16 protein-coding genes are annotated in these 26,750 nt (G+C 42.5%); 11 read left to right on the forward strand and 5 right to left on the reverse strand.

What is annotated here, in order from left to right; all coding sequences use genetic code 11:
• The first annotated feature begins 3 nt into the window (after positions 1-3).
• From ACXYMT_RS05515 to ACXYMT_RS05565, 11 genes are all read left to right on the forward strand, one after another.
• The gene (locus ACXYMT_RS05515; protein ID WP_459058084.1) at positions 4-981 is read left to right on the forward strand and encodes a polyprenyl synthetase family protein; all 978 of its coding nucleotides are present in this window, start codon (positions 4-6) and stop codon (positions 979-981) included.
• A gap of 170 nt (positions 982-1,151) precedes the next feature.
• Positions 1,152-3,896, forward strand: a complete 2,745-nt coding sequence (locus ACXYMT_RS05520; RefSeq protein WP_459058085.1) for a helix-turn-helix and ligand-binding sensor domain-containing protein — start codon at positions 1,152-1,154, stop codon at positions 3,894-3,896.
• Positions 3,897-4,116: 220 nt separating this feature from the next.
• Positions 4,117-7,122, forward strand: a complete 3,006-nt coding sequence (locus ACXYMT_RS05525) for a SusC/RagA family TonB-linked outer membrane protein (RefSeq protein ID WP_459058086.1) — start codon at positions 4,117-4,119, stop codon at positions 7,120-7,122.
• 11 nt (positions 7,123-7,133) lie between these two features.
• Entirely contained in the window at positions 7,134-8,714 is a 1,581-nt protein-coding gene (locus ACXYMT_RS05530) for a RagB/SusD family nutrient uptake outer membrane protein (RefSeq protein ID WP_459058087.1), read from the forward strand.
• A 4-nt stretch (positions 8,715-8,718) separates the two neighbouring features.
• The gene (locus ACXYMT_RS05535) at positions 8,719-10,449 is read left to right on the forward strand and encodes a LamG-like jellyroll fold domain-containing protein (protein ID WP_459058088.1); all 1,731 of its coding nucleotides are present in this window, start codon (positions 8,719-8,721) and stop codon (positions 10,447-10,449) included.
• Between the two features lie 76 nt (positions 10,450-10,525).
• The gene (locus ACXYMT_RS05540; protein ID WP_459058089.1) at positions 10,526-11,884 is read left to right on the forward strand and encodes a glucoamylase family protein; all 1,359 of its coding nucleotides are present in this window, start codon (positions 10,526-10,528) and stop codon (positions 11,882-11,884) included.
• Positions 11,885-11,906: 22 nt separating this feature from the next.
• Positions 11,907-13,277 carry a glucoamylase family protein gene (locus ACXYMT_RS05545; protein WP_459058090.1) on the forward strand — a complete coding sequence of 457 codons (1,371 nt, stop codon included), beginning with the start codon at positions 11,907-11,909 and terminating at the stop codon, positions 13,275-13,277.
• Positions 13,278-13,293: 16 nt separating this feature from the next.
• The gene (locus ACXYMT_RS05550) at positions 13,294-14,103 is read left to right on the forward strand and encodes a carboxylesterase family protein (protein ID WP_459058091.1); all 810 of its coding nucleotides are present in this window, start codon (positions 13,294-13,296) and stop codon (positions 14,101-14,103) included.
• Entirely contained in the window at positions 14,100-15,905 is a 1,806-nt protein-coding gene (locus tag ACXYMT_RS05555) for a family 43 glycosylhydrolase (RefSeq protein ID WP_459058092.1), read from the forward strand. The genes ACXYMT_RS05550 and ACXYMT_RS05555 overlap by 4 nt, the downstream gene beginning before the upstream one ends.
• A 33-nt stretch (positions 15,906-15,938) precedes the next feature.
• Positions 15,939-18,209: a beta-glucosidase BglX gene (bglX, locus tag ACXYMT_RS05560; RefSeq protein WP_459058093.1), complete on the forward strand. Its 2,271-nt coding sequence runs from the start codon at positions 15,939-15,941 to the stop codon at positions 18,207-18,209.
• Positions 18,210-18,378: 169 nt separating this feature from the next.
• Positions 18,379-20,079 (forward strand): sulfatase family protein, encoded by a 1,701-nt coding sequence (locus ACXYMT_RS05565; RefSeq protein ID WP_459058094.1) that lies wholly within the window; start codon positions 18,379-18,381, stop codon positions 20,077-20,079.
• A 581-nt stretch (positions 20,080-20,660) separates the two neighbouring features.
• On the opposite strand, the gene ACXYMT_RS05570 is transcribed toward ACXYMT_RS05565, so the two are convergent.
• The 5 genes from ACXYMT_RS05570 to ACXYMT_RS05590 are packed head-to-tail and all read right to left on the reverse strand — an operon-like array spanning position 20,661 to position 26,689.
• Positions 20,661-20,879 carry a hypothetical protein gene (locus tag ACXYMT_RS05570; protein WP_459058095.1) on the reverse strand — a complete coding sequence of 73 codons (219 nt, stop codon included), beginning with the start codon at positions 20,877-20,879 and terminating at the stop codon, positions 20,661-20,663.
• Between the two features lie 35 nt (positions 20,880-20,914).
• The gene (locus ACXYMT_RS05575) at positions 20,915-21,991 is read right to left on the reverse strand and encodes a formylglycine-generating enzyme family protein (RefSeq protein WP_459058096.1); all 1,077 of its coding nucleotides are present in this window, start codon (positions 21,989-21,991) and stop codon (positions 20,915-20,917) included.
• Entirely contained in the window at positions 21,991-24,579 is a 2,589-nt protein-coding gene (locus tag ACXYMT_RS05580; RefSeq protein WP_459058097.1) for a glycoside hydrolase family 2 TIM barrel-domain containing protein, read from the reverse strand. Before ACXYMT_RS05580 ends, ACXYMT_RS05575 begins: the two co-directional genes overlap by 1 nt.
• 5 nt (positions 24,580-24,584) lie before the next feature.
• On the reverse strand, positions 24,585-25,799 hold the full coding sequence (locus tag ACXYMT_RS05585; protein ID WP_459058098.1) for a PHP domain-containing protein: 1,215 nt from the start codon (positions 25,797-25,799) through the stop codon (positions 24,585-24,587).
• A complete protein-coding gene (locus ACXYMT_RS05590) occupies positions 25,790-26,689 on the reverse strand; it encodes an alpha/beta hydrolase (RefSeq protein ID WP_459058099.1) in 900 nt (299 codons plus the stop codon). The genes ACXYMT_RS05585 and ACXYMT_RS05590 overlap by 10 nt, the downstream gene beginning before the upstream one ends.
• Between the last annotated feature and the right edge of the window lie 61 nt (positions 26,690-26,750).

A 26,750-nucleotide genomic window follows, 5' to 3' on the forward strand; every position in this document is an offset into this window, starting at 1 on the left:
CTTATGAAGGTGATCTCTAAAATTAAATTGCCGGTCGAAAGTGAGATGGAACTTTTTGAAAAAAAGTTCACCGAATCCATGTCTTCCAAAGTGGCCCTTCTCAACCGTATTACCCACTTTATTGTCAATCGCAAAGGGAAACAAATGCGCCCCATGTTCGTTTTCCTGGTGGCCAAGATGGTCTCTGATGGGAAAGTGAATGAACGTACTTATCGTGGCGCCTCGGTAATAGAGTTGATACATACCGCTACTCTTGTTCATGATGACGTGGTAGATGACTCTAACCGGCGCAGAGGCTTCTTTTCCATCAATGCGCTCTGGAAGAACAAGATCGCTGTTTTGGTGGGAGATTATCTGCTTTCTAAAGGACTTTTACTTTCCATAGATAATAATGACTTTGATCTTCTAAAGATCATTTCGGTTGCTGTAAGAGAAATGAGTGAAGGAGAACTTCTCCAGATCGAAAAAGCGCGTCGTCTGGATATTACCGAAGATATCTATTACGAGATCATTCGGCAAAAGACAGCTACTCTTATAGCTGCCTGTTGTAGCCTGGGCGCAGCATCTGTACTTCCCGAATCTCCGGAAGTTGAGAAAATGAGACATTTCGGAGAATTGATTGGGATGGCTTTTCAAATTAAGGACGATCTTTTCGATTACGGCAACGAGCGCATAGGCAAACCTACCGGAATAGATATCAAGGAGCAAAAAATGACGCTTCCTCTCATCCACGTGCTGAATAAAATTGAGCCTAAAGAAAAAGCGTGGCTCATTAACTCTGTGAAGAATCACAACAAGGACACTAAGCGCGTAAAAGAAGTGATCAATTTTGTCAAAGCGAACGGAGGTCTTGATTACGCCGTTGGCAGAATGAAAGATTTTCAACAGCAGGCTCTTTCCTTACTTGAAGAATATCCTGATTCTCCTTATAAGGATTCTCTTGTTCTCATGGTGAACTACGTGATTGAGCGTAAAAAGTAGGTTTAATTTACACTACTTAGAATCCTAAAGCTTTCCTATTCTACCTTCTTGGTCAACCTTCTCGTGAAGAAGGATTCCTTTTTGCTGAAAAGTATCTTTAAAATAGCAAAAAATATTACTTTTATCTGAAGAAATCACTTGCTCAATACCTGCTCAAACCATTTCCAGACATGAATATTTCTAAGCTCAAAATGTTGATAGCCATAATATTACCAATATTTTCCGCTACAGCACAGAAGCTTTCACCGCCTATACAGAACTTTTCTTCCATTCAATACAAGGGCGGTAGCCAAAACTGGGATATTGATCTTAATGAAGAAGGAATTATTTATGCCGCCAACACTCAGGGGCTTTTATCTTTTGATGGACAACGTTGGGAGTTGTTTCCCCTTGAAAGCGGTTCCATTATTCGCTCTGTTTATCCTCATGGAGATAGGATATATATCGGTTCTTACAGGGAATTTGGATACTGGCAAAAGGACCATAAAGGGGATATGTGTTATACATCACTTATTCCATTACTGGGAAAGTATGAACTGCAGAGTGAAGAATTCTGGGAAATTATTGCTCTTAACGATACTGTTTATTTCAGGTCATTTGGGGCTATTTATCGATACAAGGGGAATAGCCTTACTCCGGTAAAGAGAATCAATGTAAATCAAATGGAGGTCTTCAATGGCAGGCTGGTGGTAAGTGTTGGCAATTCAGGTTTGTTCTATTTAGAGGAATCGGGAGATCTTGTTCCGCTGCCAGGCCAGAGCTTACTGGAAGGAAAAGTTGTAAGGGAGTTGATCATGCATGAGGGTCAATTGCTAATTGGTGTAAAGGATGGAGTCTTTCTTCACGACGGCGAGAGGCTAAAAGAATTAAAGAATCTTGACCTTCAAAAAGAGCTACAACAATATGAACTCAATCATGTTCTTTCTCTTGGCTCTAAGGGTCTTGTAATAGGTACTCTTAAAAATGGTATCATCTACTATGAACAAGAGGATGAGGAGGTTCAAACGTACAACCGTAGAGATGGTTTGCAGAACAATACAGTATTGTCCATGGCGAACAGGAACGGAAAGATCTGGCTGGGATTAGACAACGGGATCGATGCTGTGGATATAAATTCTCCGGTGGAATTTTTTACAGATGAAAGTGGGGAGCTCGGTTCCGTTTACGATCTGGTATACCACGACAACAAATTATATCTCGCGAGTAACACCGGCGTGTTTAAACTGGATGGGAATAAGTTGGAATTATTGGAAGGAGCAGAAGGACACTGTTGGAATCTTCAGGTATACGACGGGGTAATGTATGCGAATCACAATAACGGTACCTTCCAGGTAAGAAATAATGCTTTTATTCCAATTAGTGAACGCACTGGTAGTTTTCAGGTATTAGAGCGCGATCGGGGGAACTACTTTATTGGAAATTATACAGGTATAGATCTTTACAGTGAGGCCAATGGCGAGGTTGAACGGCTTAACAATGTTAATTTTCCGGTGAAGAAAATGCTGGTCGAAAATTCTGAAACATTGTGGGCAACAGATGCTTATGAAGGGATTTATAGAATAGGTCTTTCGCCTGAAGGTGACAGCACCACTTTTGTGAATAAGATAACTTCAGGGAATCCTGTAGGAGATTATAACGCAGAGGTCTTCAAGTTTAGAAATCAAATAACTGTTTTGAGCAATGGTAAATGGTATAGGTATAATCCATTTAAGGAAAAGCTTGAAAGGCTAAATGAATGGCAGGCCTATGACAACAGCCGTCTCCTTACCGGGGAGGAGGGATATTTCTGGTTCCTCAATTCTGAAGAAGATTTGCTGGAGATTACCGATTTTGAGGATAGGAAGATCTTTATCTCCGGCGGCATGTTGAATAACAGATTGGTAAAGAATCATGAACGGTTGGTTAAGGTGAATGATTCGATCTATTTTATAAGCTTACATGACGGCTTTGCGAGTATAAATTTGGAAAAACTAAAGGACCACATCGATGAGGAACAACTGAGTAAACCTGTAGTGCAAAAATTTTATGATGCGAGTGAAGATCATAACCTTAATACTGTTCCTCATATATCCAGTAAGGAGGCCAGGGAAGTTACTGTATTGGCAGGTCTTCCGGTATCAGATGCTGTGGAATTGAATTATGAACTTTCAGGTAATAACAGTTCACCTGTAAAAGGGAAAGTGGTCGATGGAAGGATACATTTTCAAAATTTGCCGTATGATGAATATGAACTCAAATTAACGGCTGTAGGTTCTCAAAAGAACGCTTCAGTGTTAAATGCTTTCCAATTTGTAGTGGATCCTCCCTGGTATTTGCAAGATAGAATGAAACTGCTGTACCTCCTTTTGCTGGTCCTTTTGGTAGTCCTTATATATTTTGTCAACAAGATGAAACTCCAAAAGCACCGGCAACAACTGCAACTTCAGTATGAAAGGGAGCATGAAGAAAAGATGAACAAGCTTGAGAAAGAGCAACTTTTAAGTGAGATCAATCTCAAGAGGAAAGAACTGGCTAATTCTACCGTAATGGCAGCAAAGAAAAATGAGGTGCTCATGCAAATACAGGGAGAGCTAAATAAGGACAAGGAGAAATTTTCTAATCAATACCGCATGAAGCACATTATGAATAAGATCAATAGTGCTGTAAAGAACGATGATGAATGGAAGATCTTTGAAACAAACTTTAATGAGCTCCATGAAGATTTCTTTAAGGATCTGTTAGCGAAATATCCACAACTCACAAATAAGGATCTAAAGTTGTGTGCCTATCTTAAAATGAACCTTTCTTCCAAGGAAATTGCCCCCTTAATGGGAATAAGTGTAAGAGGAGTTGAAGTGCACCGATATCGCTTGAGGAAAAAGCTTGATGTGGACACTGCTGAAAATCTTACAAACTGGCTTATTTCAAATTTCTAAGGCATATTTTTCTTCCTAGGGTGTAAAATACCACTACAACATTACTACATCATAGTGTAATTTAACAGAATAAATTATACTTCATTTTTGGGCCAATATATTTAAAAACAGTACCTTAAGTCGGTATATTCTCCTGATGTAGTAAATATGTACTATAACGTTTTCGTCAATTCTGAAGACTGAAGTACTTTCATTATAAATTTTGTAAACGGTTTACCTTATGAAACACAAGTTACTACTAACAGCTCTGTCACTTCTGTTCTTCGGAATGGGATATGCACAGCAACCTAAAACAATTACGGGTACTGTTGTTGATTCCGAGAATTTGCCTTTACCCGGGGCAGAGGTAAAGGTAATCGGTAAAAACATTTTTGATGTAACCGATTTTGATGGAAATTTCACCCTTGAAGGGGTCGTGGAAGGAGATACCTTTCGCGTTACATTCTTAGGTTTCCTTCCTAAGGAATTGCCCGTAGTCGATACTGATAATTACCTGATAACTCTCGATCAGGATGCCGCAACTCTTGAGGAGGTTGTGGTAATTGGTTATGGTACTCAGAAAAAATCAGATCTTACCGGTTCTATAGTTAGCATTCAGTCGGAGGAAATTGAGAAAACACCTACCTCCAATGTAATGCAATCCTTACAAGGTAAGGTGCCCGGTGTACAGGTGACTGCAGTTGGTTCTCCTGGAGATTCGCCTAATGTTAGAGTGCGGGGCCTTGGGACGTATACCGATGCGACCAATGTGCTCTATGTAGTTGATGGTACCTTATATAACAACATCGACTTTTTAAACACGAAAGATATTAAGAGTATTAATATCTTAAAAGATGCTTCTTCATCTGCTATCTATGGTGTTAGAGCTGCCAACGGGGTTATAATTATTGAGACAAAATCCGGTAGACAGGATCAAAAACCTCAATTTGAATATGACGGCTATACAGGAATCCAGCGCGCACAGAATGTGGTCAAGATGGCAAATGCCGAACAATTCACTACTCTGGCGTATGAATCGGGATCAACTCCAGATGTGCAGTTTATATTAAATGCTATGCAACGATTTGGACGAAGCAGGATAAATCCTAATATTCCCGATGTTAACACAGATTGGTACGAAGAGATCTTAAGAGATGGTTTTATGCAAAGCCATAGTTTAGGTGTTTCCGGGGGAGGTGAGAATACAGCTTATTCCGTAGGAGTGAACTATTTTGAGCAGGAAGGAATCCTGGATATGAAAAATGAGTATGAACGATTTAACGTTAGATCTAAAGTAGATATTGATATTACAGACAGGCTTACGGCAGGAACTAATTTTGTCTTTAGTAATGCAACAAAGTACGCTCCTGAAAATGCTGCCTGGTTTACTGCTTACTTTGCAGTTCCAATTTTGCCTGTTCTCGACCCTCAAAATACAGAGGCATCTCCAATTCCATACGCTAATGCACAGCTGCTTGGCTATCGCTCTCCTCAAAATCCATTTCCTGTAATGGACTTCAATGAGAACCGTATTAAATTAAGGAAATTACTGTCTACAGTCTTTTTTCAGTATGACATTATTGAAGACAAACTGGATCTTAAGACCACCTACAGCCACAACTTCACTGCTTTAGAGGAGCGATATGTTAATCTTCCTTATAATCTTGGAAATAATTTTGACGTTAGATCTGCCATTACAAGGGCTAATAATACTTTTTCAAATCAATACTGGGATAACATTCTTACCTATAGTGATACCTTCGGGGATCACGATGTTACCTTAATGGCCGGTACATCTTACAGAGATGAAGCGTCTAATAATTTTAGAGCTACAGGACAGGATATTGCAGGAATACAACTGGAATCCAGTCGTTACCTTCGATTTGCAGATAGAGAATCCTTCAATAATAATGTAGATGAAATTGGAAGAAGATATTATGGAATATCCTATTTTGGTAGGTTATCTTATAATTATAAGGATCGTTACCTTCTATACGGTACCTTAAGAGCAGATGGTTCTTCTAAATTTACACTGGATCCATGGGGCTATTTCCCTTCGGTTGGATTAGGTTGGGTAGTATCGGAAGAATCCTTCTTTGGAGATAATGATGTTGTCGATTACCTCAAGTTCAGGTCAAGCTGGGGTAAATTGGGTAATGACAATGTTGCAGCAAGTACAGGTTCAAATACTATAACTGTGATCACCACAGCTATTGGGGATGTTCCAAGAAGTGGTATAACCTCCAGTAGTGTTTTTTCAAATAACACCTGGGAGGTTATTGAAGAAATGAACTTTGGTATTGATTTCGAAGTTCTGGACAACCGACTTTCAGTAACGGCAGATTATTATATAAGAGATACTGAGAATGCTATTTTGCCGGTTTATATTCCGATTATTAACCGCAGTGTAGACAGAAACTCTGGCACAATCCGGAACAAAGGATTCGAATTTAATTCCAATTATTCCGGTCGCATAGGAGAAGATTTTAACTTTTCTATTGGAGCAAACTTTACCACTCTTGAAAATGAGGCCATTGAAATTCCCGGTGAAAGTGGATACCTGGATGCCGGTTCAGCAGAATTTAGATTGAGAACTATGGAGGGAGGTCCCCTGTTTGCATTCTACGGCTACGAAAGAGTAGGAATTTACCAGAATCAGGCTCAAATAGAAGCCGATCCTATAGCAGTGGCCAATAATCTGGAGCCGGGGGATATTATTTACCGCGATCAAAACGGAGATAATATGATCACCGGGGAAGACAGGGTGGTACTAGGTTCTTTCCTTCCAAAATACACTTACGGAGGTAACCTTGCAATGAACTATAAAGGATTTGACTTCTCACTTAGCTTTTATGGTCAGGGAGGAAACAAGATCCTGAATAGGAGAAGAGGAGAAATCATTTTTACTCAGGATACTAATTTTGATGCAGACCTGGCCGTAAACAGATGGCATGGAGAAGGCACCAGTAATGTATATCCTTCTTCTGCAGGTTTACGTAAGGCGTGGAACCAACGTTTGAGTGATTTTTGGGTTGAAGACGGAGATTTCTTCAGAATTCAGAACATTCAGCTGGGTTATACTATAGAACAGGGGGATTATTCTTCAACAAGAATTTATCTGACAGCAGAGAGACCTTTTGAATTCTTTGATTACAACGGTTTTACTGCTGAAGTTCCAGACGGTGTAGATAGACAGACCTATCCGGTTCCTGCTATATATACTGTAGGTGTAAATGTCAAATTTTAATTACAGAACAGATGAAAAAATTAATTTTTCTTATATCAAAGCTCCTGGTGCTTACTTTGATCTTCACCCTGAGCTCATGTCATGATAAACTTGATGTTCGGGAAGGTCAACTCAACACGGGTGACATAGATTATACCAATTCCGAAGAAATGATAACTCCTCTTATAGGAGCGTATTATGAATTCGCGACACGGGGTTGGGAAGAACCTCTCCTGCTTGGAGTTCGTGGTGATGATGTGAACGCAGGAGGACTGGGAGACCAGCAGCCTTTTGCAGACACAGATCGTTTTGACTATGACAAAGATTACTGGATGTACAACTCTTTGTGGAACGTACATTACAACGATATTATTAATATGAATACCGCAATCCTGCAGATCGAGAATTATCTCGAATTTGCGACGGGAGATGACATTGCAAGAGGAGAACAATACATAGCTGAAATTAAGGTTCTAAGAGCCTGGTTTCATCTAAATCTTGCCCGTACCTGGGAGGATGTCTTTATTATCACCTCCAATCAACCCGAAGAGGAAGTCGCACAGGGGGTTTCTTCCAAAGAAGAGGTGATGCAATTCATTTCAAATCAAATGGATGAGGCCATTCCTTTACTGCCAGACCTTCGACCAAATCAAAGGACAGATATACCTGGAGGTGTGACTGCATATACAGCATATGCTCTAAAGGCTTTGGCTCAACAGGAACTGCAAAATTACCAGGGAGTTGCAGATGCTGCCGGGGCAATAATAAGCTCCGGAAAATTCTCTCTTTTCCCCAACTTCTACCAACTATTTAAAAAGCCGGGAGAGCTAAGTGATGAGAATCTGTTGGAAATGCAATATTCCGATTACGGATTGGAAGCCGGGGATGCATTTTACCATCTATATGCTCCGTTTGGGCCACAGAATTGGGATCCGGCCAGAGAAAATGCTTCAGGTGGATGGGGATTCTATGAACCAAGTTTAAAATTCATAGAATTTATGCTTGACAGAGATGAAACCGTAAGACTTGAAACCAGCGTGCTTTTTACCGACAGAGGTATAGATGAACTTGAGGCAGACGGATATACAGATCTACCGGATTTTGTTTCTAATGTCACTCCATCCGGGGATGTAATTAACGACTATGCCCGTGCCCTTTTTGCCAGCGGGAAACATTATTTGCCCTCCATCCAATTAACTGATGGAAGGAACAACTACGGTGCCGGTAAAAACCTAATTGCCATAAGATATGCTGAAATCCTTCTTATCTATGCCGAGGCTCTTACCCGGGGTGCAAGTGGTACAGCAATGAGTGCAGACGAGGCTGTAAACCTTGTAAGGGAAAGAGGTAATATGCCGCCTTTAAGCGGAGTTACTACTGACCAGGTGCTTGAGGAAAAGTTCGCTGAACTCGCTCTCGAATGGGGAATTCGGTATTATGACATGATTCGAGTGGATGATTATTCTGAATTGAGCTACGGCGGCAGAACGTTTACTGCTGATGATGAATATTTACCATACCCTCAGGCTCAGGTGGATGCGTTGCCACTTGAGGCAACTGCAGTTGATAGAAACACTGCAATGAATGATGCATTGCTACTATTAAATGATTAAGAACATGAAAAAGCTAAACAGAATTTACATAGGAATATTTACCTGTCTCTTTTTTCTGGCAGGTTGTGAGCGGGAAGGAATTGATCCTATAACCGAAGTCGACCCGGGACCAGACCAGGGAGCGCCAGAAGTGGACATTAAATATCCTCAGGAAGGAACAGTTATTAGCGAAGCTGTAGAATTCTCTACAATTGTTATAGATCTTGAGGTGGAAGATGACATAGAACTTCAGGAAATTGTTGTTCTGGTAAATGGAGAAGAAGTTGCCTCTTTTACGGAATTCCCCGATTACCGAATCGCACTAAAAGAGGTGATTTATGAAGGTCTTCCCATTGGGGAGCATACTATTACAGTGCGGGCGACAGATATAGAGGGAAATGAAACGGTAGAAACAATAAACTTCAGCAAAGAACCTCCATACTCACCTATTTTTGAGAATGAAATCTTTTATATGCCGTTCAATATGGATTTTATGGAGCTTATTGAACTCCAAACTCCTTCCCAAATTGGTAATCCCGGATTCTCAGATGATGCTCAAGAGGGAACAGGTTCTTATATGGGAGCTACAGATTCTTACCTCAGCATTCCATTGGCAGATTTGGGTAATGAATTCACCCTGGCCTTTTGGTATAAATTGGATCCAGGCGTAGGTAGAGCAGGTATATTAACTGCAACCGATGATGATGACCTCAATCAGGGCTTCAGGTTGTTCAGGGAAGCTGCTGGTGCAGAAGCCCAGGTCATTAAATTAAACGTAGGAACTGGGAATGGCTCTGCCTGGAATAATGGAGGTAACATTTCAAGTATAGATCCTGAATGGACCCATATCACCGTCACTGTTTCTCCAACCGGAACAGCGATTTATTTTAATGGTAGTTTGGTGAATGAAACTCCAGTAAGTAATATGCCCATTGATTGGACGGGAGTTGACGATCTCATCATTGGATCAGGATTGAACTTTAATGGCTGGGGACATCACTCAGATACAAGTCTAATTGATGAATTAAGAATTTTTGATGCTGCCTTAACCGCAGAGGAGGTGAATATGATGGTTAATCCACCCTCCGAAGATCTTTCCCTTTATTTACCTTTTGAGGGAAATTACGTAGAACAGGTATCCGGGCGAAATATAACAGTAGTTGGTTCTCCCGGTTTTGCAGGAGAAGGTAAAGTAGGAAGTAATGCTTACGCAGGGGCTGAGGGTGCTTATCTTACTGCGCCTGCCACCGGCTTAACCGGCGATTCTTTTAGTGCTACTATGTGGTATAAATTAAATGCCACTCCAGATAGAGCAGGTATTCTGGTTATGGGACCAGCGGATACGGAAAGAGCCGAATATCCTGACATACAAAATGATAGAACGTCAGGATTTAGATTTTTCAGGGAAAATGGTGCTGCAGGAACCCAGCGGTTCAAATTAAATGTAGGTACCGGTACCGCAGATGTCTGGGTTGATGGCGGAACAGCTGCAGATGTACCTAATGATGCAGGATGGATACATTTAGCCTTCACAATTTCTCCAACAACAGCCATCGTGTATATTAATGGTGAGCCTGTAAAGGAATCTGCAATTTCCGGTATTAGTTGGACAGGTATTGATCTTTTGTCTATTATGTCCGGTGCTCCACGTTTTACAGAATGGGGTCATCTTTCAGATCAGAGCCATATTGATGATCTGCGTCTCTATGGAGTCGCCCTTTCTGAAGAAGAAATAGAAGCCGATATGGCCGACTAAAAAGAGACTAAAAACAGTCCTCTAAAATGACATTTTTGAGGACTGTTCTTTTCCCTAATTCACAAATCTTTACCCTATGAAGAGGCTATTGAAAAATTTTTCTGTGGTGAACTTTCTTGTTCTTGTCCTGGCCTGTTCAGACGATTCAGGTCCCGGATACCAGGAGCCCTACATTCCCGATCCCGGCAACGGAGAGGAACCGGCACCTCAATTGACAAATAATGAATTGCTGGACCTGGTACAGGAACAGACCTTTAAATATTTCTGGGATTTTGCAGAAGCTAATTCCGGTTTGGCTAGAGAGCGTTCCCAGGACGATGCTTATGGAGGAATGAGCCCGCGATTGGTCACTACCGGTGGTTCAGGATTAGGCATTGCTTCTTTTCCCGCTGCAGTAGAGCGGGGTTGGATCACCCGATCTCAGGCCATTGAAAGGTTGGATAAGATTATAAGTTTTTTAGAAAAAGTGCCTACTTATCACGGGGTGTTTTCCCACTGGTATAATGGGGAGACCGCTCAAACTATAGCTTTTAGTACCATGGATGATGGTGGGGACCTTGTGGAGACGGCCCTACTCATGCAGGGGCTTTTGATCAACAGACAATATTTTTCCGGAAACGGGGAGGAAGAGACGATTATCCGGGACAGGATCACTGCTTTATGGGAAGACGTACAATGGTCGTGGTATACCAATGGACAGGATGTACTTTACTGGCATTGGTCGCCTACATACAATTTTCAAATGAACTTGCCCGTCACGGGCTGGAACGAGGCTCTCATTGTTTACGTGCTGGCCGCTTCGTCACCTACGTACCCTATTGAAAAAGAGGTTTATGATGCCGGTTGGGCTTCCAATGGGAATATAGTTACCAACCGTAACCACTACAACATACAAATGCCATTGGGACCTTCTTATGGAGGACCTTTGTTCTTTGCACATTATTCATTTTTAGGGCTTGACCCTAACGGACTTGAGGATCAGTACGCCAACTACTGGGAGCAGAATGAGGCTCATGCTCTTATCCATTATAATTATGCAATTGCAAACCCTAAGAACTATGAAGGTTATGGCGCTAGCGCATGGGGATTAACCGCCAGTGATAGTTATGATGGATATGCAGCTCACAGTCCTACAAATGATCTGGGTGTTATCGCTCCTACCGCCGCTCTTTCTTCCTTTCCATATACTCCCGAAGAATCCATGCAGGCCCTGCGCTACTACTATGAAGAACTCGGGGATGAACTTTGGGGACCTTATGGTTTCTATGATGCTTTTTCAGAAGAAAGAGACTGGTTTGCTGATGGTTATCTTGCCATTGATCAGGGGCCAATAATTGGCATGATCGAAAATTATCGAACAGGACTGCTGTGGGATCTTTTTATGAGTAATAATGAAGTGCTGGAAGGACTGGACAAACTAGGGTTTACTTATTAATTAAAGAAATCAATTGCCTTTTATGAAAAATCTGACCGGACCTTTTTTGCTGTTTTTCATTGTCACTTTCAGTGGTTGCAAAAATGCGGAAGAGACTGCAGAAAATTTCGGACCAAATTATGAATTAACTCAAGATCTCAACGATGAGAAATTGTTGGATATCGTACAGAAGCAGACCCTCAAATATTTTTGGGATTACGCCGAACCCAATTCCGGCATGGCAAGGGAACGTTTTCATCCAGATGGTAATTATCCCAGAAATGATGCTCATGTAGTAACTACGGGGGGCACCGGCTTCGGACTAATGGGTCTGGTTGTGGGAATGGAGAGAAATTTTATTCCGAGGGATTCAGCTGTGGCAAGATTGGAAAAGATTGCAGATTTTCTTGCTAGCACCACCAGATTTCATGGAGTCTGGCCTCACTGGATTAATGGAGAAACAGGAGAGACTCAGGCATTTAGTCCCAAGGATAATGGTGGAGACCTGGTGGAAACCTCTTTTTTGGCACAGGGATTCCTTGTAGTTCGGGAATATCTTGAAGAAGGAACAGCTGAAGAACAAGCGGTAGCTCAAAAATATGACCGGCTCTGGAAAGGCATTGAGTGGAACTTCTATACAAATAACAAAAACGGCCTTTTTTGGCACTGGTCTCCCGATTATCAATGGGAAAAGAATTTCATGATCCAGGGTTACAACGAATGTTTGATCACCTATGTAATGGCGGCAGCCTCGCCAGATCATTCCATAGAGCCGGAAGTCTATCATGAAGGTTGGGCAAGAGACGGAAACATTAGGTCATATGGCGAATCCTACGGCCTTCCATTGATCCTCAAGCACAACACGAGGGGAGACAAAGGCGGACCGCTGTTCTGGGCCCATTATTCCTATTTAGGTCTTGATCCAAGAGATCTGGAGGACAGGTATGGAAATTATTGGGATGTAAATCGAAATCATTCGCTTATTAATTATAAGTACTGCCAGGAAAATCCAAAGAATTATAAGACCTATAGTGAAGCATCCTGGGGTCTCACCGCCAGTTATACTCGCAGAGAAGATGGAGGTATTGGCTATACTGCGCATTCTCCCGATAATGACAGGGGAGTAGTGTCTCCTACCGCTGCAGTGAGTTCATTGCCTTATACTTCAGAAGAATCTATGCGTGCTATCCGGTATTTCTACGAAGACCAAAATGAACTATTATGGGGCCCGGCAGGATTTTATGATGCTTATAGCCTGGAGGGAGAACCCTGGGTAGCGAAGCAATATCTGGCTATCGACCAGGGGCCCATGATAGTGATGATAGAAAATCACCGAACAGGTCTTATCTGGGATCTTTTCATGCAAGCTCCCGAGGTAAAAGCGGGATTGGACAAACTTGGGTTTAAATATTAATATGGTTCTGGTGAAAATGAGGCTTGTTTATCTTATTCTGGCGCTACTTTATTCCCTGCTGCTCATTCCTTTTTCAGTAGACGCGCAATCCATGGAGGAATATAAGCGGGAAATTTTTATTGAGGAAAATGATACTTTAAATTACAGAATTCTCTATCCGAAAAATTTTGATCAAAGCACAAAGTACTCTCTCGTCCTGTTCCTCCATGGCGCCGGGGAAAGAGGTGATGACAATTCTGCACAATTGACCCATGGAGGAGAACTATTTCTGAAGGAAGAGATTAGAAAAAAGTTTCCGGCAATTGTCATTTTTCCGCAGGCTCCAAAAGAAGATTATTGGGCGCGGGTGGAAGTAGACAGAGAAAAGAAACCGTTTGAATTTAGTTTTAAGAAGGAGGAAGGGCCTAGAACATCCCTACAGTTGGTCATGGCCCTTCTGAATTCAATTTCTAGAGAAGATTTCGTGGACAAAGACAGGATCTATGTGGGGGGCTTATCTATGGGCGGTATGGGCACCTATGAGCTAATATACCGTCGACCGGAAATGTTCGCCGCAGCCTTTGCTATTTGCGGTGGTGCAGATCCCGCAATAGTTGAAAAATATCCCGTAGGATTTCCCATCTGGATCTTTCACGGCGAACAGGACGACATAGTACCTCCTGAATTCTCAAAGGTCATGGCGAGAGAGATCAATACCCATGGCGGTAATGCCAAGTTATCACTTTATCCGGAAGACAATCACAACAGCTGGGATTCGGCACTTGCGGAACCTTATCTCTTGCCATGGTTGTTTTCTCATGAAAAATTGAACAAAGCAATAAAATGAAAAGTTTAAAAAATATACTTACAGGAGCAGCTTTGATATTCAGTGCCATTCTTCATTCCCAGGAAGTGGTGCCGGAAACCTATTGTAACCCGTTGGATATAGATTACACTTACATGGTCTATAACTCAAGTAAAAATATTTCCTATCGCTCGGGAGCAGATCCTGCCGTGATCGAATTCCGCGGGGAATACTACATGTTCGTCACCCGTTCCTTTGGTTACTGGCATTCCCGTGATCTTGTAAACTGGGAGTTCATCAAGCCAAAACAGTGGTTCTTCGAGGGTTCTAATGCCCCAACTGCTTTTAACTATAAGGATTCACTCGTTTATTTTGCAGGTGATCCAGCCGGTTATGGGAGTATACTTTACACAGATGATCCAAAAAGCGGAAAATGGTCACCCACTGCTTCCATTACAAGTAATATCCAGGATTCAGAACTATTTATCGATGATGAAGGAAAAGCCTATTTGTATTGGGGTTCCTCGAACGTTCATCCGCTTAGGGTGAAAATGCTGGATAAAGACGATCGTTTTCTTGAAACCGGGGTGGAAAAAGAACTTATAAACCTAGTCGAAGAAGAGCACGGGTGGGAACGTTTTGGGGAGAATAATTACCATCCCACTTTAAAGGAAGGGTACATGGAAGGCGCTTCTATGACCAAACATGACGGGAAATACTACTTGCAATATGCCGCACCGGGAACCCAGTTCAATGTTTATGCCGATGCTGCTTACATTGGGGAAACCCCGCTAGGTCCTTTTAAGTACATGAAAAATAATCCCTACAGTTTTAAACCGGGCGGATTTGCCAATGGTGCAGGACATGGCATTACAGTAAAACAGACCAATGGCCAATACTGGCATTTCGCTACCATGGCCCTGGCTTCCAACTCTCACTGGGAACGTCGACTCTGCATGTTTCCCACCTATTTTGATGAGGAAGGATTGATGTATACCAATACAAGCTACGGAGATTATCCGCTTTTTGGCCCCGAGCATCCAACAAAAGCAGGCCAGCATACCGGCTGGATGTTGCTGTCTTTCAAAGGAAAGGCAACTGTTTCCTCGTCCATGATGCAGGTGAGGAAAAGTACATCTACAGACGGGGATTATGACATTACCGAAATGCCTTTAAAGACGAACGGTAAAGGTGAGATCATATCTGAAGTTTTAACCGACGAAAGTCCTAAATCATTTTGGGTTGCCGAAGTCAATGATGATAATCAATGGGTGGAGATCGAGATGCTGGCTCCCGGAAATATTTATGCTTTTCAGCTGAATTTTCATGATCAGGATGCGGGAATATATACCCGGACTGAAGGTTTACGACATAGATTCACTCTGGAGATTTCTGAAGATGGGAAGAACTGGAAAACGGTGGAAGATAGAAGCAACAGTTATGAAGATTCTCCAAATGCATATATTACTCTCAATCAACCGGTGAAAGCAAAATATGTGCGCTATAATAATATCGAAGTACCTGGAAACAACCTGGCATTATCAGAGATCAGGGTGTTCGGTAAAGGATTAGGAAAGAAGCCTGCTAAGATTAAAGGCTTTACTATAGAGCGACAGGAAGACCGCAGAGATGCGGCGTTTGAATGGGAACCGGTAAAGGGAGCCCAGGGCTACAACATTCGCTGGGGAATCGCACCAGATAAGTTATATCAATCCTGGTTGATTTATGATAAGAATGAGCATTTTATGCGCAATCTTGATCGTGGTACGACCTACTACTTCAGTATTGAAGCATTTAATGAAAATGGGATCTCAGAAAGAACTAAGATCCAGGAAGTGAAATAGAGAAAGAAGTTATCAATTTTAAAGTATAAGAAGATGAAAAAATTCAATCTGTCAGTCACGATCTTACTTTTCATGGGACTCTCATGTCTTCAGGCACAGGAAAGGATTCCGCAGGTGGAAGAGTTGCTTGAAGAAATGACCCTAGAGGAAAAGATAGGGCAGCTTAACCTTTTGACCCCTGGCGGGGGAGTTGCTACCGGTTCTGTGGTAAGTGAAGATGTGGAAGCCAAGATAAAAGCAGGGAATGTGGGAGGTGTGTTTGGTGTTTCCAGTCCCGAGAGAGTGAGACAGGCACAGGAAATAGCAGTTAAAAATTCTAGATTAGGAATTCCTTTGTTAATCGGTTCTGATGTGATCCATGGGTATAAATCAACTTTTCCTATTCCTCTTGGACTTTCTTCCAGCTGGGATATGGAGTTGATAGAAAAAACTGCTCAGATTGCAGCCAAGGAAGCTACGGCCGATGGAATAAACTGGAATTTTTCACCAATGGTTGATATCTCCCGTGATCCTCGCTGGGGAAGAGTGGCCGAAGGAGCAGGTGAAGACGCATACCTGGGCTCTCAGGTCGCTAAAGCAATGGTGAATGGATACCAGCAGGATGATCTTTCTAAACCGCATACGATGATCGCTACTGTTAAGCACCTTGCGCTGTACGGTGCCCCCGAAGGAGGAAGGGATTACAACCGGGTAGATATGAGTCGTACCAAAATGTTTAATGAGTACCTGCCTCCATACAAGGCAGCTGTAGATGCAGGAGTAGGAAGTGTTATGACCTCCTTCAACGATATCGATGGAATACCGGCAACCGGAAATAAATGGCTTCTTACAGATCTTCTAAGAGAGCGTTGGGGATTCGACGGATTTGTGGTATCAGATTATACTTCAGTTAATGAAATGATCGCGCACGGAATGGGAGACCTTCAGCAGGTATCTGCCATGGCATTAAAAGCCGGTCTTGATATGGATATGGTTGGGGAAGGATTTCTCACCACTCTTAAAAAATCTGTAGAAGAAGGTCTGGTAACCGAAGAGGAGATCACTACTGCGGCCCGTCGTATCCTGGAGGCAAAACATAAACTGGGATTATTGGATGACCCTTACAAATATTCCGATCCCAGCCGTCCCGAAAAAGATATTTTAACAAAAGAAAACAGGGATTTTGCCCGATACGCAGCTACTCAATCTTTCGTTTTGCTAAAGAAGCACGACAATAATCTTCCGATCTCAAAGGATGCTAAAATTGCCCTTATTGGTCCACTGGCGAACGATAAGAATAATATGCTCGGTACCTGGGCTCCCACCGGAGACCAGCAACTTTCAATCCCGGTGCTGGAAGGTTTTAAGAATGTCGCCCCTAATGCTGAAATCACCTACGCCAAGGGAGCAAATATCAGTAATGATCCCGAGTTTGCGAAAAAGGTGAATGTGTTTGGGCCGAGGATCATAATTTCTGAAGAGTCGCCTGAGCAATTACTGGAAGAGGCCCTGGAGGTCGCTAATGCTTCAGATGTTGTTGTAGCTGTTGTTGGAGAAGCCAGTGAAATGAGCGGGGAGGCCGCAAGCCGTACAAATATTCAAATTCCGGAGAGCCAGAAGCGACTTATAAGAGAGCTGGTGGGAACCGGAAAGCCTGTGGTACTCTTGTTGATGAGTGGACGCCCGTTGGATATTTCAGAAGAAATGGATATGCCGGTTAGCATACTACAGGCATGGCACCCGGGAGTTGAAGCGGGCAATGCTGTGGCCGATGTGGTCTTTGGAGATGTGAACCCTTCAGGAAAACTTACCATGAGCTGGCCCAGAAATGTTGGGCAAATTCCTGTTTACTACGGGGAAAGAATTACAGGGAGACCTGCGCCCACAGAAGAGTTTCAGAAATTTAAAACAAATTATCTCGATGTGCTAAATTCCCCGTTATTGCCATTTGGCCATGGTCTTAGCTATACGCTTTTTCAGTATTCAAAAATTAAAGCGAATAGTGAAACTTTAACTCCCGGCGGAACTTTAAATATTAGTGTTACAGTTACCAATGTTGGGGACAGAGCCGGGCAGGAAGTGGTGCAATTGTATATTCATGACAAGGTGAGAAGTATCACTCCTCCAAAAAAGCAACTTATCGCTTTTGAAAAGATCGAGCTGCAGCCGGGAGAGTCCGAGACAATTGTTTTTCCCGTGACTGCTGAAGATTTAAAATTCTATAACAGCCAACTCGAGTATGTTGCCGAGCCGGGAGAATTTGAATTCTTCGTTGGCGGCACTTCAGATTGTGAGATGCAGGGTAGTTTTACTTTATTAGAGTAATTTCTAAGCCTCCATATAAAATTGAAATACGTTGAACAACCGCTATTTTATATTAGTAGCACTTTTTCTTATTTAATGTTGGAGCCCCGCACATGTCTGGCTCCAAAAGTGGAATATTAAGAGAGTTATTGTATAGAGTAGAATACCGTTTAAAGAAAAGAAAACATACATGAAGTGTTGCTTAAATTTAATCTTCTCGCTGTGTTTCGCAGCCATTTTAATGTCTTGTAATGAAGGCAAAAAGGACGAAAAACAAGAGGTGCCAAAAAGGCCAAATATCGTCTTCATTATGACCGATGATCATGCGGCACAGGCAATCAGCGCGTATGGGCATCCCTTAAGCAAACTTGCGCCCACTCCTAATATTGATCGTATTGCCCGGAACGGGGCGAAGTTCAACACTAATTTCTGTACCAACTCCATTTGCGGACCGAGCAGGGCGGTGATCCTTACAGGAAAACACAGTCACCTGAACGGCTTCAGAATGAATGGGGAAGTGTTTGATGGTTCCCAGCCCACGTTGCCAAAGTATCTAAAAAAAGAGGGCTATAAAACTGCACTTTTTGGGAAGTGGCATTTGCACGGCCTGCCCGAAGGTTTTGATGACTGGAATATTCTTGTGGATCAGGGAAATTACTATAACCCAGACTTTATTAAGCAGGGAGACACAACGCGTATTGAGGGTTATGCCACAGATATTGTGACCGAAATGGGGCTTGACTGGTTGAAGAAAAATGGGGGCAGCGAAGAACCTTTCCTCTTGATGGTACAGCACAAGGCGCCGCATCGCAACTGGATGCCGGCATTGAGGCACCTCAACATGTATGATACTGTTCAGTTCCCGCTACCGGAGACTTACTTCATAGAACACGAAGGATCTATTGCCTCACAGGAGCAACTTCAAACCATATATGATGATATGTACGAAGGTCATGATCTTAAATTAAGCGTTAGAAAAGGAAGTGATTCGCTGGCACACAATCCCTGGACCAGCGATTTTGACCGAATGACTGAAGAACAAAGGAGAACATGGAATGAAGCCTATCGACCCAAAAATGATGCTTTTCATGAAGCGAATTTGAAAGGAAAGGAACTGGCAGAATGGAAGGGACAGCGATATTTACAAGATTATTTAGCTACCGTGGCCTCTGTAGATGAAGGAGTAGGAAAGATCCTGGATTACCTGGAGCAGAACGGGCTCATGGAAAATACTATTGTAGTATACACTACAGACCAGGGCTTTTACCTGGGTGAAAAAGGCTTTTTTGACAAGCGTTTCATGTATGAAGAATCCCTTGCTATGCCGTTGCTGGTTCAATATCCTCAAGAGATCCCTTCAGGTATTGAGATCGATGCGCTTACTCAAAACCTGGATTTCGCACCCACGTTCCTTGATTTTGCCGGGGCCGAAATCCCTTCAGAAATGCAAGGCAAATCATTGAAAGGCTTATTAACTGAGGGTGAAAGCGGAAAAGATTTCAGAAATGCAATTTATTACCACTACTATGATTTTCCTGCTTTCCATATGGTGAAGAGACACTACGGGGTAAGGACCGACAGATATAAACTCATGCATTTTTACGACGATATCGATCAGTGGGAAATGTACGACCTGCAGGAAGATCCGCGGGAGATCAACAACATCTATGATCATCCCGATTATGCTGAAATTCAGAAGGAGCTGCATGAAACATTACTTTCTCTTCAGGAGCAGTACCAGGTAACTGATCGAGAATTTGAGCAAACTCCGCCGGAAAAAGTGGAACGTGCCTATCGTAATTTCGCCCGACTCGCAGATGATGATGTACGGAATTATGAAGGTTATGTAAGGAAATATGGTTCTGGCAAGGTACCGAAGAATGTGAAATAAAGACCGCTGCGCTTTAAGAATCAAGAGCCAAGAACCAAGACGAAAAGATTTGAAGATGTGGAAATTTAAGATTTTGAAAATGAAAAAATTTCACACAAAGCACACCAAGATTTAAAAAGAAGAGCACTAAGAGATCTGGAGGTCAATTATCCATAAACAATTAGCAATGAGTAGCTTCAATTCGATCCCGAAACTTCGGGAGAGAAATATCTTTCCCTAATATTTTTGACTTCGCTGCCGCTCGTTCAGAATGACAATTTTTCTGCCCACTGGCCACTGACAAATCTATCTACTGTAGATCCCCAGTCAACTTATCAGGATCTTGTCGGGTGTCAAAAACAGTAATAATTTCAATCTCGTTTGAATTCATCAATATCCGGTAGTAGAAAGTAGTTTGTTTAGTTACCACACATCGATATCATTTGATCTTGGTCAGCTTTCTGGTTGCTGAGAAATTTGTTCAATCTTTTCCTTTAACTTCTGAAGAAAAATATCGCGGGTTTTTTTGTCCCATTTTTCGAGTAAATAAAAATTTAGTCGAAGGAGTTTGTTTTCAGCAAGTTCAGAGAGAAAAACCTTCATCAGGAGATCTTCTTTAGGAAAGCTTCATAAGAAATCCTTTTCCCATTTTCTAATTCCCTAATTCCCTGTTCTATTTCTTCTTGCTCTGCTGAGCTCAATTCTTTCCAAAAATCTGGTTGTTCTTTTTGGACAAAATCAGAAAGCTTCTGGATGAATTCTTCATTTTCATTATCCAGAATAGTCTGTAATAGTTTAAGCTTAGTTGCTCGAATGTCCATAGCCGTCTTTTTACTCAATTTACAAAAAGAAGATTTTATTCCTGTTTTTCCTGCTCAAGCATTTCCGGCGTAGCCACTGTCCTAAACCCTAAATGCTCATGGGAGGAATCCAGTGTGTTCTGCATTCGCGCCGAAGGCCTGAAGCTGGCGCAGTAGGAAACATGACATAGAAAAGAACCACCTTTTATCACTTTTTCGGGTACCTGTGGATGGTGCGGATTATAAGGCTCTTTTGCACCTGTAGGATTTACAAGAGTTCCTTTTTCTAAAGATTCGTTATAGTATTTGGTGTTGTACCAGTCTGAAGTGTATTCCCAAACATTTCCCGTCATTTCATAAAGACCATAATCGTTGGGAGCAAAACTTTTGACAGGAGCAACACGTTCGTAACCATCTGCAAGGGAATTTTGAGTTGGGAAAACTCCGGTCCAGGTATTCGCTTTATCCTTTATAAGACTGTCATCATTACCCCATCCAAAAATGGCATTTTTGGCACCTCCTTTTGCGGCGTATTCCCACTCAGCTTCGGTGGGTAATCTCCGCCCGGCCCAATTGGCGTAAGCTACGGCATCTTCATAGGCTATATGTACAACCGGATAATTTTCTTTTCCTTCAATGGAAGAATCCGGGCCTGCAGGATGCTTCCAGTTCGCGCCAATTTTCCATTCCCACCATTGAGAGAAGTCATAAAGATTAGGTACAGTTTCCCCCGGTTTTTTAAATACCAAAGATCCCGGCTGTAGAATAGAATCGTGTGGCTTCGCAGTGCCGGGAGGAAATTGCTTCTTCATTTCTTCCCAGTCAATTTCCCGCTCGGCTACGGTTACGTATCCTGTTTCTTCAACAAATTCCTCAAATTCCTTGTTTGTTACTTCGGTGACATCCATGAAAAATCCGTTTACGGCTACAGGATGTGCAGGTTTTTCATGGTCCAGCGCCATTTTATCATTTTCAACTGCACCCATGCTAAATTCCCCACCCGGAATCCAGACCATCCCTTCCGGAGTTGCAATGCCTTCAGGTTTTTCCCGCAGAATGGCGGTTTCAGGTTCTTTTTCTTTGCAGCCGGTTATAATTGAAGTCAGAAATAAAAAGCTATAAAAGAATTTCATCAGAGTTTTTCAAGTTTAATTCCGGAAAGTAAGGATCTTCCACGATTTTCAGAAAATTGGATATTGAGCTTACCATTGGTTCTCACCAGATAGGTTTTTGTTACCGCACGGATCTTTCCGTAGTCCCTGGCCAAATTGAGATCTTGTTGTACCGGCTCTCCATTGATCATAATATCAAAGCTTCTTAGGCTTTCTTCTGAAATTCCTTCGGAAGAATTCAGGTTGTAGATCAAAGCTTCCGAAGCATTGAATTGTGGTTCGGCAAATAAAAGGCTTATCCTGTAATGTCCTTTTCCGACGTCAAAGCTATAGGCCTCCAATCCTTCCCTCATGGTCTGAAATAGGGGATCGTTCTCCGTGCCCTGTATATCTGAAGCTGTTCCCTGGATCTTGTTCTTATCCCTTTGGTAAACTTCGCCACCCACGTAGCCAAAGCTGCCGGGAGTGTATTGTTGATCGGCGATCCAAACCTCTCCTGTCACAGGATCAATGTATTGAACATGAGCCCCGATGTTGATCCTCAAGTCTTCTTCTGAAATTGGGTCAAGAAGATTCTCCCGGTAATAAACCGTAAATTCCCTGGAATGCGAAACCTCACCGGCCTTTGCAGTTACCTGAGTTGTTCCCTCCGGAAGTGGGATCTTAAAAATGGCAATTGCATCTTCCGTTTTTGCAGTATAAGTCTTGCCGTCTGCCATTAAAGAAACTTCCGGAGTATTGGAGAAAACTGTGATCTCCACAGGATCTCCGGCATTCTCAACATATCGCTGCTGAAAGTTCTTGCCTGCAACATAGATCATTGGTTCCTCCAGTAATCTCGCCTGATAGTAATAGTAGATGTCTTTCTTGCTGCGGTCAAAATTCACCAGTCCTTTCTGGTTGATATATGGCATTGCATCCTGCCGAAAGGAAGATCCGAAATCGGCAAAGTTCCAGGCGGCCATTCCGAAGATGTAATCCCTTTCCATCACCTGATTCAAATAGCTGCGGTGGAGCTTGAGCTGATAAGCCTCACTGTAATCCCAGGGTTGTGGATCTGTAGTTTGAATTCGAACATCGGCACCGGGCCCATATTCAGAAATGAAGTGTGGCCGGTTTGGATAGCGCTCGTGCTGCTCATCCATAAATTTTCCGAAGCTGTCGAGTCCGGGGGAATACCAGCCAAAATATAGGTTCCAGCCAATCACATCTGGAATATCTGCTATGCCACTGGTATTGTACAATTCATTCTCGTGCAATGCCATGACTGTTAACCGTTCGGGATCAAGGCGTTTGGTCTCCTCCTCCAGCTTTTCAGCGAGCTCTACAGAAGTTTTGATCTTTGCTTCTTTTTCGGATTCTGTTATTTTGTTATTAAAAACCAGCCGGATGAAGATCTCATTCATATGTCCCCACATGATCACCGAGGGATGGTTGAAGAATTGCAGGATCTGTTCCCGTTGCATTTTCAGGGAAACATCATGATAAGCTTCAGAATCTGTAACATCATTGATCACCGGCACTTCACTCCAAACCAGCAGCCCCAATTCGTCACAGATCCTGTAAATATCAGGATCCTGCGGATAATGGGCGGTACGAATGAAATTCGAGCCCATTTCTTTAATCACTTTGTAGTCGCTCTGATGGAGTTCATCGGGAAGGGCATTTCCTAAGCTTGGGAAATCCTGGTGCCGGTTTGCTCCGATCAGCTTTAAATGTTCCCCGTTAAGAAAGAAGCCTTTATCAGGATCAATTTTATACCAGCGCAATCCGAAGTTGGAGCTTAGAATATCCTGCACTTCTCCATCTGCCACTAAGCGTACTTCAGCTTTGTAAAGATTTGGAGAAGTAGGCGACCACAGCTGGGGAGAGAGGATCTGTTCTTCAAAATTCACTGCTGCTGTTTCTCCGGAATTTACTCTTAGCTTCTTCTTCAAAGTTTTAACTGAATTCCCCTTCGGATCAAAGATCTCGGCCTCAACGCTAACTGAACTTCTTTTATTTGATTGATTCACCAGCCTTGCCTCAATATTAACTGAAGCTTTTTCTGCAGAAACTTCAGGAGTTCTTATAAGAAAATTACCTGCCGCTTCACTTGCGACTTCAAAGTGCAATTTTGGTGTGGTGATCAACCAAAGATCGCGATAGATTCCGCCGTAGAAATTAAAGTCAGCATCCAGGGGAGGAATATCTACATTATGACTGTTATCAACTACTATCCTCAATTTGTTTTCTTCCCCGGGATTCAAAGCTCCTGTGATATCAAAAGTAAATCCGGTATAGCCGCCACGGTGTTCACCAATCAGCTGATTGTTGACATAAACAGTGGTTATTTGGTTGCTGCCTTCAAACTTTAGAAAGACCTGCTTATTTTGCCATTTTTGAGGGACATACAAAGCTCTTTTGTAAGTGCCTTTGCCACGAAAATATTCCTTGCCGTCTCTAAAAGGATCTTCGGCATTCCAGGTGTGGGGAAGGTCTACGATCTTTTCAGGATGTACTTCCGAAGAAAATTTCCAGGCAGAATTTAATGTCTGGACCTGTCGCTGCGAATAAGCTAAACTGCTTAAGAATAAAAAGGTAAAAATGAGAGATCTGGACAAGGTCATGATATTTATTGTTTTACCGGTTGGTAAGGTTGCACCCAGGCCACTTCTAGATCGCCTTCCCGATATGGATTGTCTTTGAATTTACTTGAGATAACTTTAGCCCGTATGAACATGTGATCTTTTGAAAGTTGAAAGTCGGCTGCCGGCCCTTTCACTGTCTTTAAAACTTCACTTTCCAGCCGGTCTTTATGAGCGCCAATGAACTGAATTTGATAATTCACTCCTGCCTCAGGTTTTACTTTTATTGAGAGCACATTGTCTTCAAAAATGACATTTTCAAGCACTACTCCTGTGGACGAGTAAAAATTCCCGGCTTCCAGGTTTTCAATCAAAACATGAGGATGCAGCTTTTCTGCCTTTACCATCACCCAGCCGCGGCCGGCATTGCTATAGCGGCTGCCAAATTTGTGGTAGTGATGGCTGTCATCTGTCGCAAGTCCGTAGAGCAGGGGCTTTCCGGCTTGTGAATAAGCTATATTCACCTCGTCCCACATTTCCTCGGTACTGCTGTGAATGCTGTCGCCATAGTTATTGACGTATGGATGCCCGTTAAAAACCTCAAAGAATCTTTCCCCGTCGACCTGGATAATGTCTTCCGTCGTTATGGAATAGGTGAAATTTGGATGGTTGAGGTGTTGAAGGATTGGTTCTCCCGTGCGTTGACTTTGCTCTTTGATCGCATCCAGATTATTCTGAATAAGCTCGACTATAGTCTTTCCTTCTAGAGGCTGTAATTCCTCCTGAATATTTATCGCGCCCATATGTACCGCTTTTTTATCGAGGTAAGCAGTAACTTCTTCGGCTTTGAAAATGAGGAATTTCTCCTTCTCTTCAAAGAGTGGCTTGAATTCCTCAAGTGTTTTTAGGCGCACGTGAGTTCCTGAAGCATCTTTTCTGTACACAACCCAATCTTCTCCGTACTTCTTCAAGTAATCCCGAAAAGCCTGCTCGTACAAAGTATCCTTTGGGATCTTTTTCCATTTTTCACCTTCAGCAATGATATTATGATCAGAAAGGGCGACAAAGTCATAGCCTTGATTCTTATACCACTCCATGATCATTTCAGGAAATTCATCCCCGTCACTCCAGTAGGAATGGGTGTGGAGATTTCCTTTGTAGTATTTCTCATTCTGCGCGAAAGAAAGGCTACAGCTAAAGAAAATGATTATAATAGTGCTATATGATCTAAATTGTTTCATGGTTTGGGGTATTATTTCCATATTTCGATCTGTTTCTTCTCACCTTCAAGAAAAACAGAACTAAAAAAGCTAAAAACATCTTCCATATAGTCAAAGGGCATGCCCGAATGTTCATGTTTTCCGCCTTTAAAGCTGTACAACAAATATGACTGACCAAGTTCATTTAGTTTTTCTGTGATGGTTCTGGAGCCATCTAGGATGATATATCCGGGAGCATCGGGTTTGCAGAGGTGGTGCGGTGCAGTTGCGTATGGCACCAGATTGTCTTTAGTTCCGTGGAAAAAGATTCCGGGAACTGCATTTTCGGGAGTGATGTAGCGGGCATCAACAATGGCTCCGGCGAGGGAGAATACGCCGTCAATATCAATTGATGAATATTTATCAGGATCTTCGAACATGAGCCGGTCGTTGTAAACAGCATTGAGAACAGCTTCGGCACCGGCACTGCTGCCGCCCACGATCACTTTTTCAGCATTGATCCCGTATTTCTCCTTGTTGTTCAGCATATACTGAACGGCATCCATAAGGTCTTCAGCAGCTTTTTGAAAGGTCTCCATCTTTCCGGAAGCTCTGTAATCACAGCCAAAAGACTGGCCTTTCCGGGTGAGGCGATAGGAGATCTGGACGGCTACATAACCTTTTCTTGCGGCTGACTGTGCGAACTTTACTTCAGCTTCATTAGTTCTGGTGCCGCCTGCGAATCCGCCGCCATGCATAAATACGATCAAAGGTCTCGCGCTGGCAGAGTCGTTCTTTGGCAGATAGATATCGAGCTTTAGTTCTTCCCCGTCTTTGACAGCATAGGTTTCTGTTACCGCAGCTTCAGCTTCAAAAATGTCATTTAAGAAACGTTCTTGCGCGGGGCAAACAAAGGAAAGGAAGAGGAAACCTAGGGTAAAAAAGTAGCGCATTCGAAAGGGAATTTTGGAAGCCCTAAGATAAGGTTTTCTGAATTTTCAGAAGCTTAAACTT

The sequence above is a fragment of the Salinimicrobium sp. CAU 1759 genome, assembly GCF_054482715.1.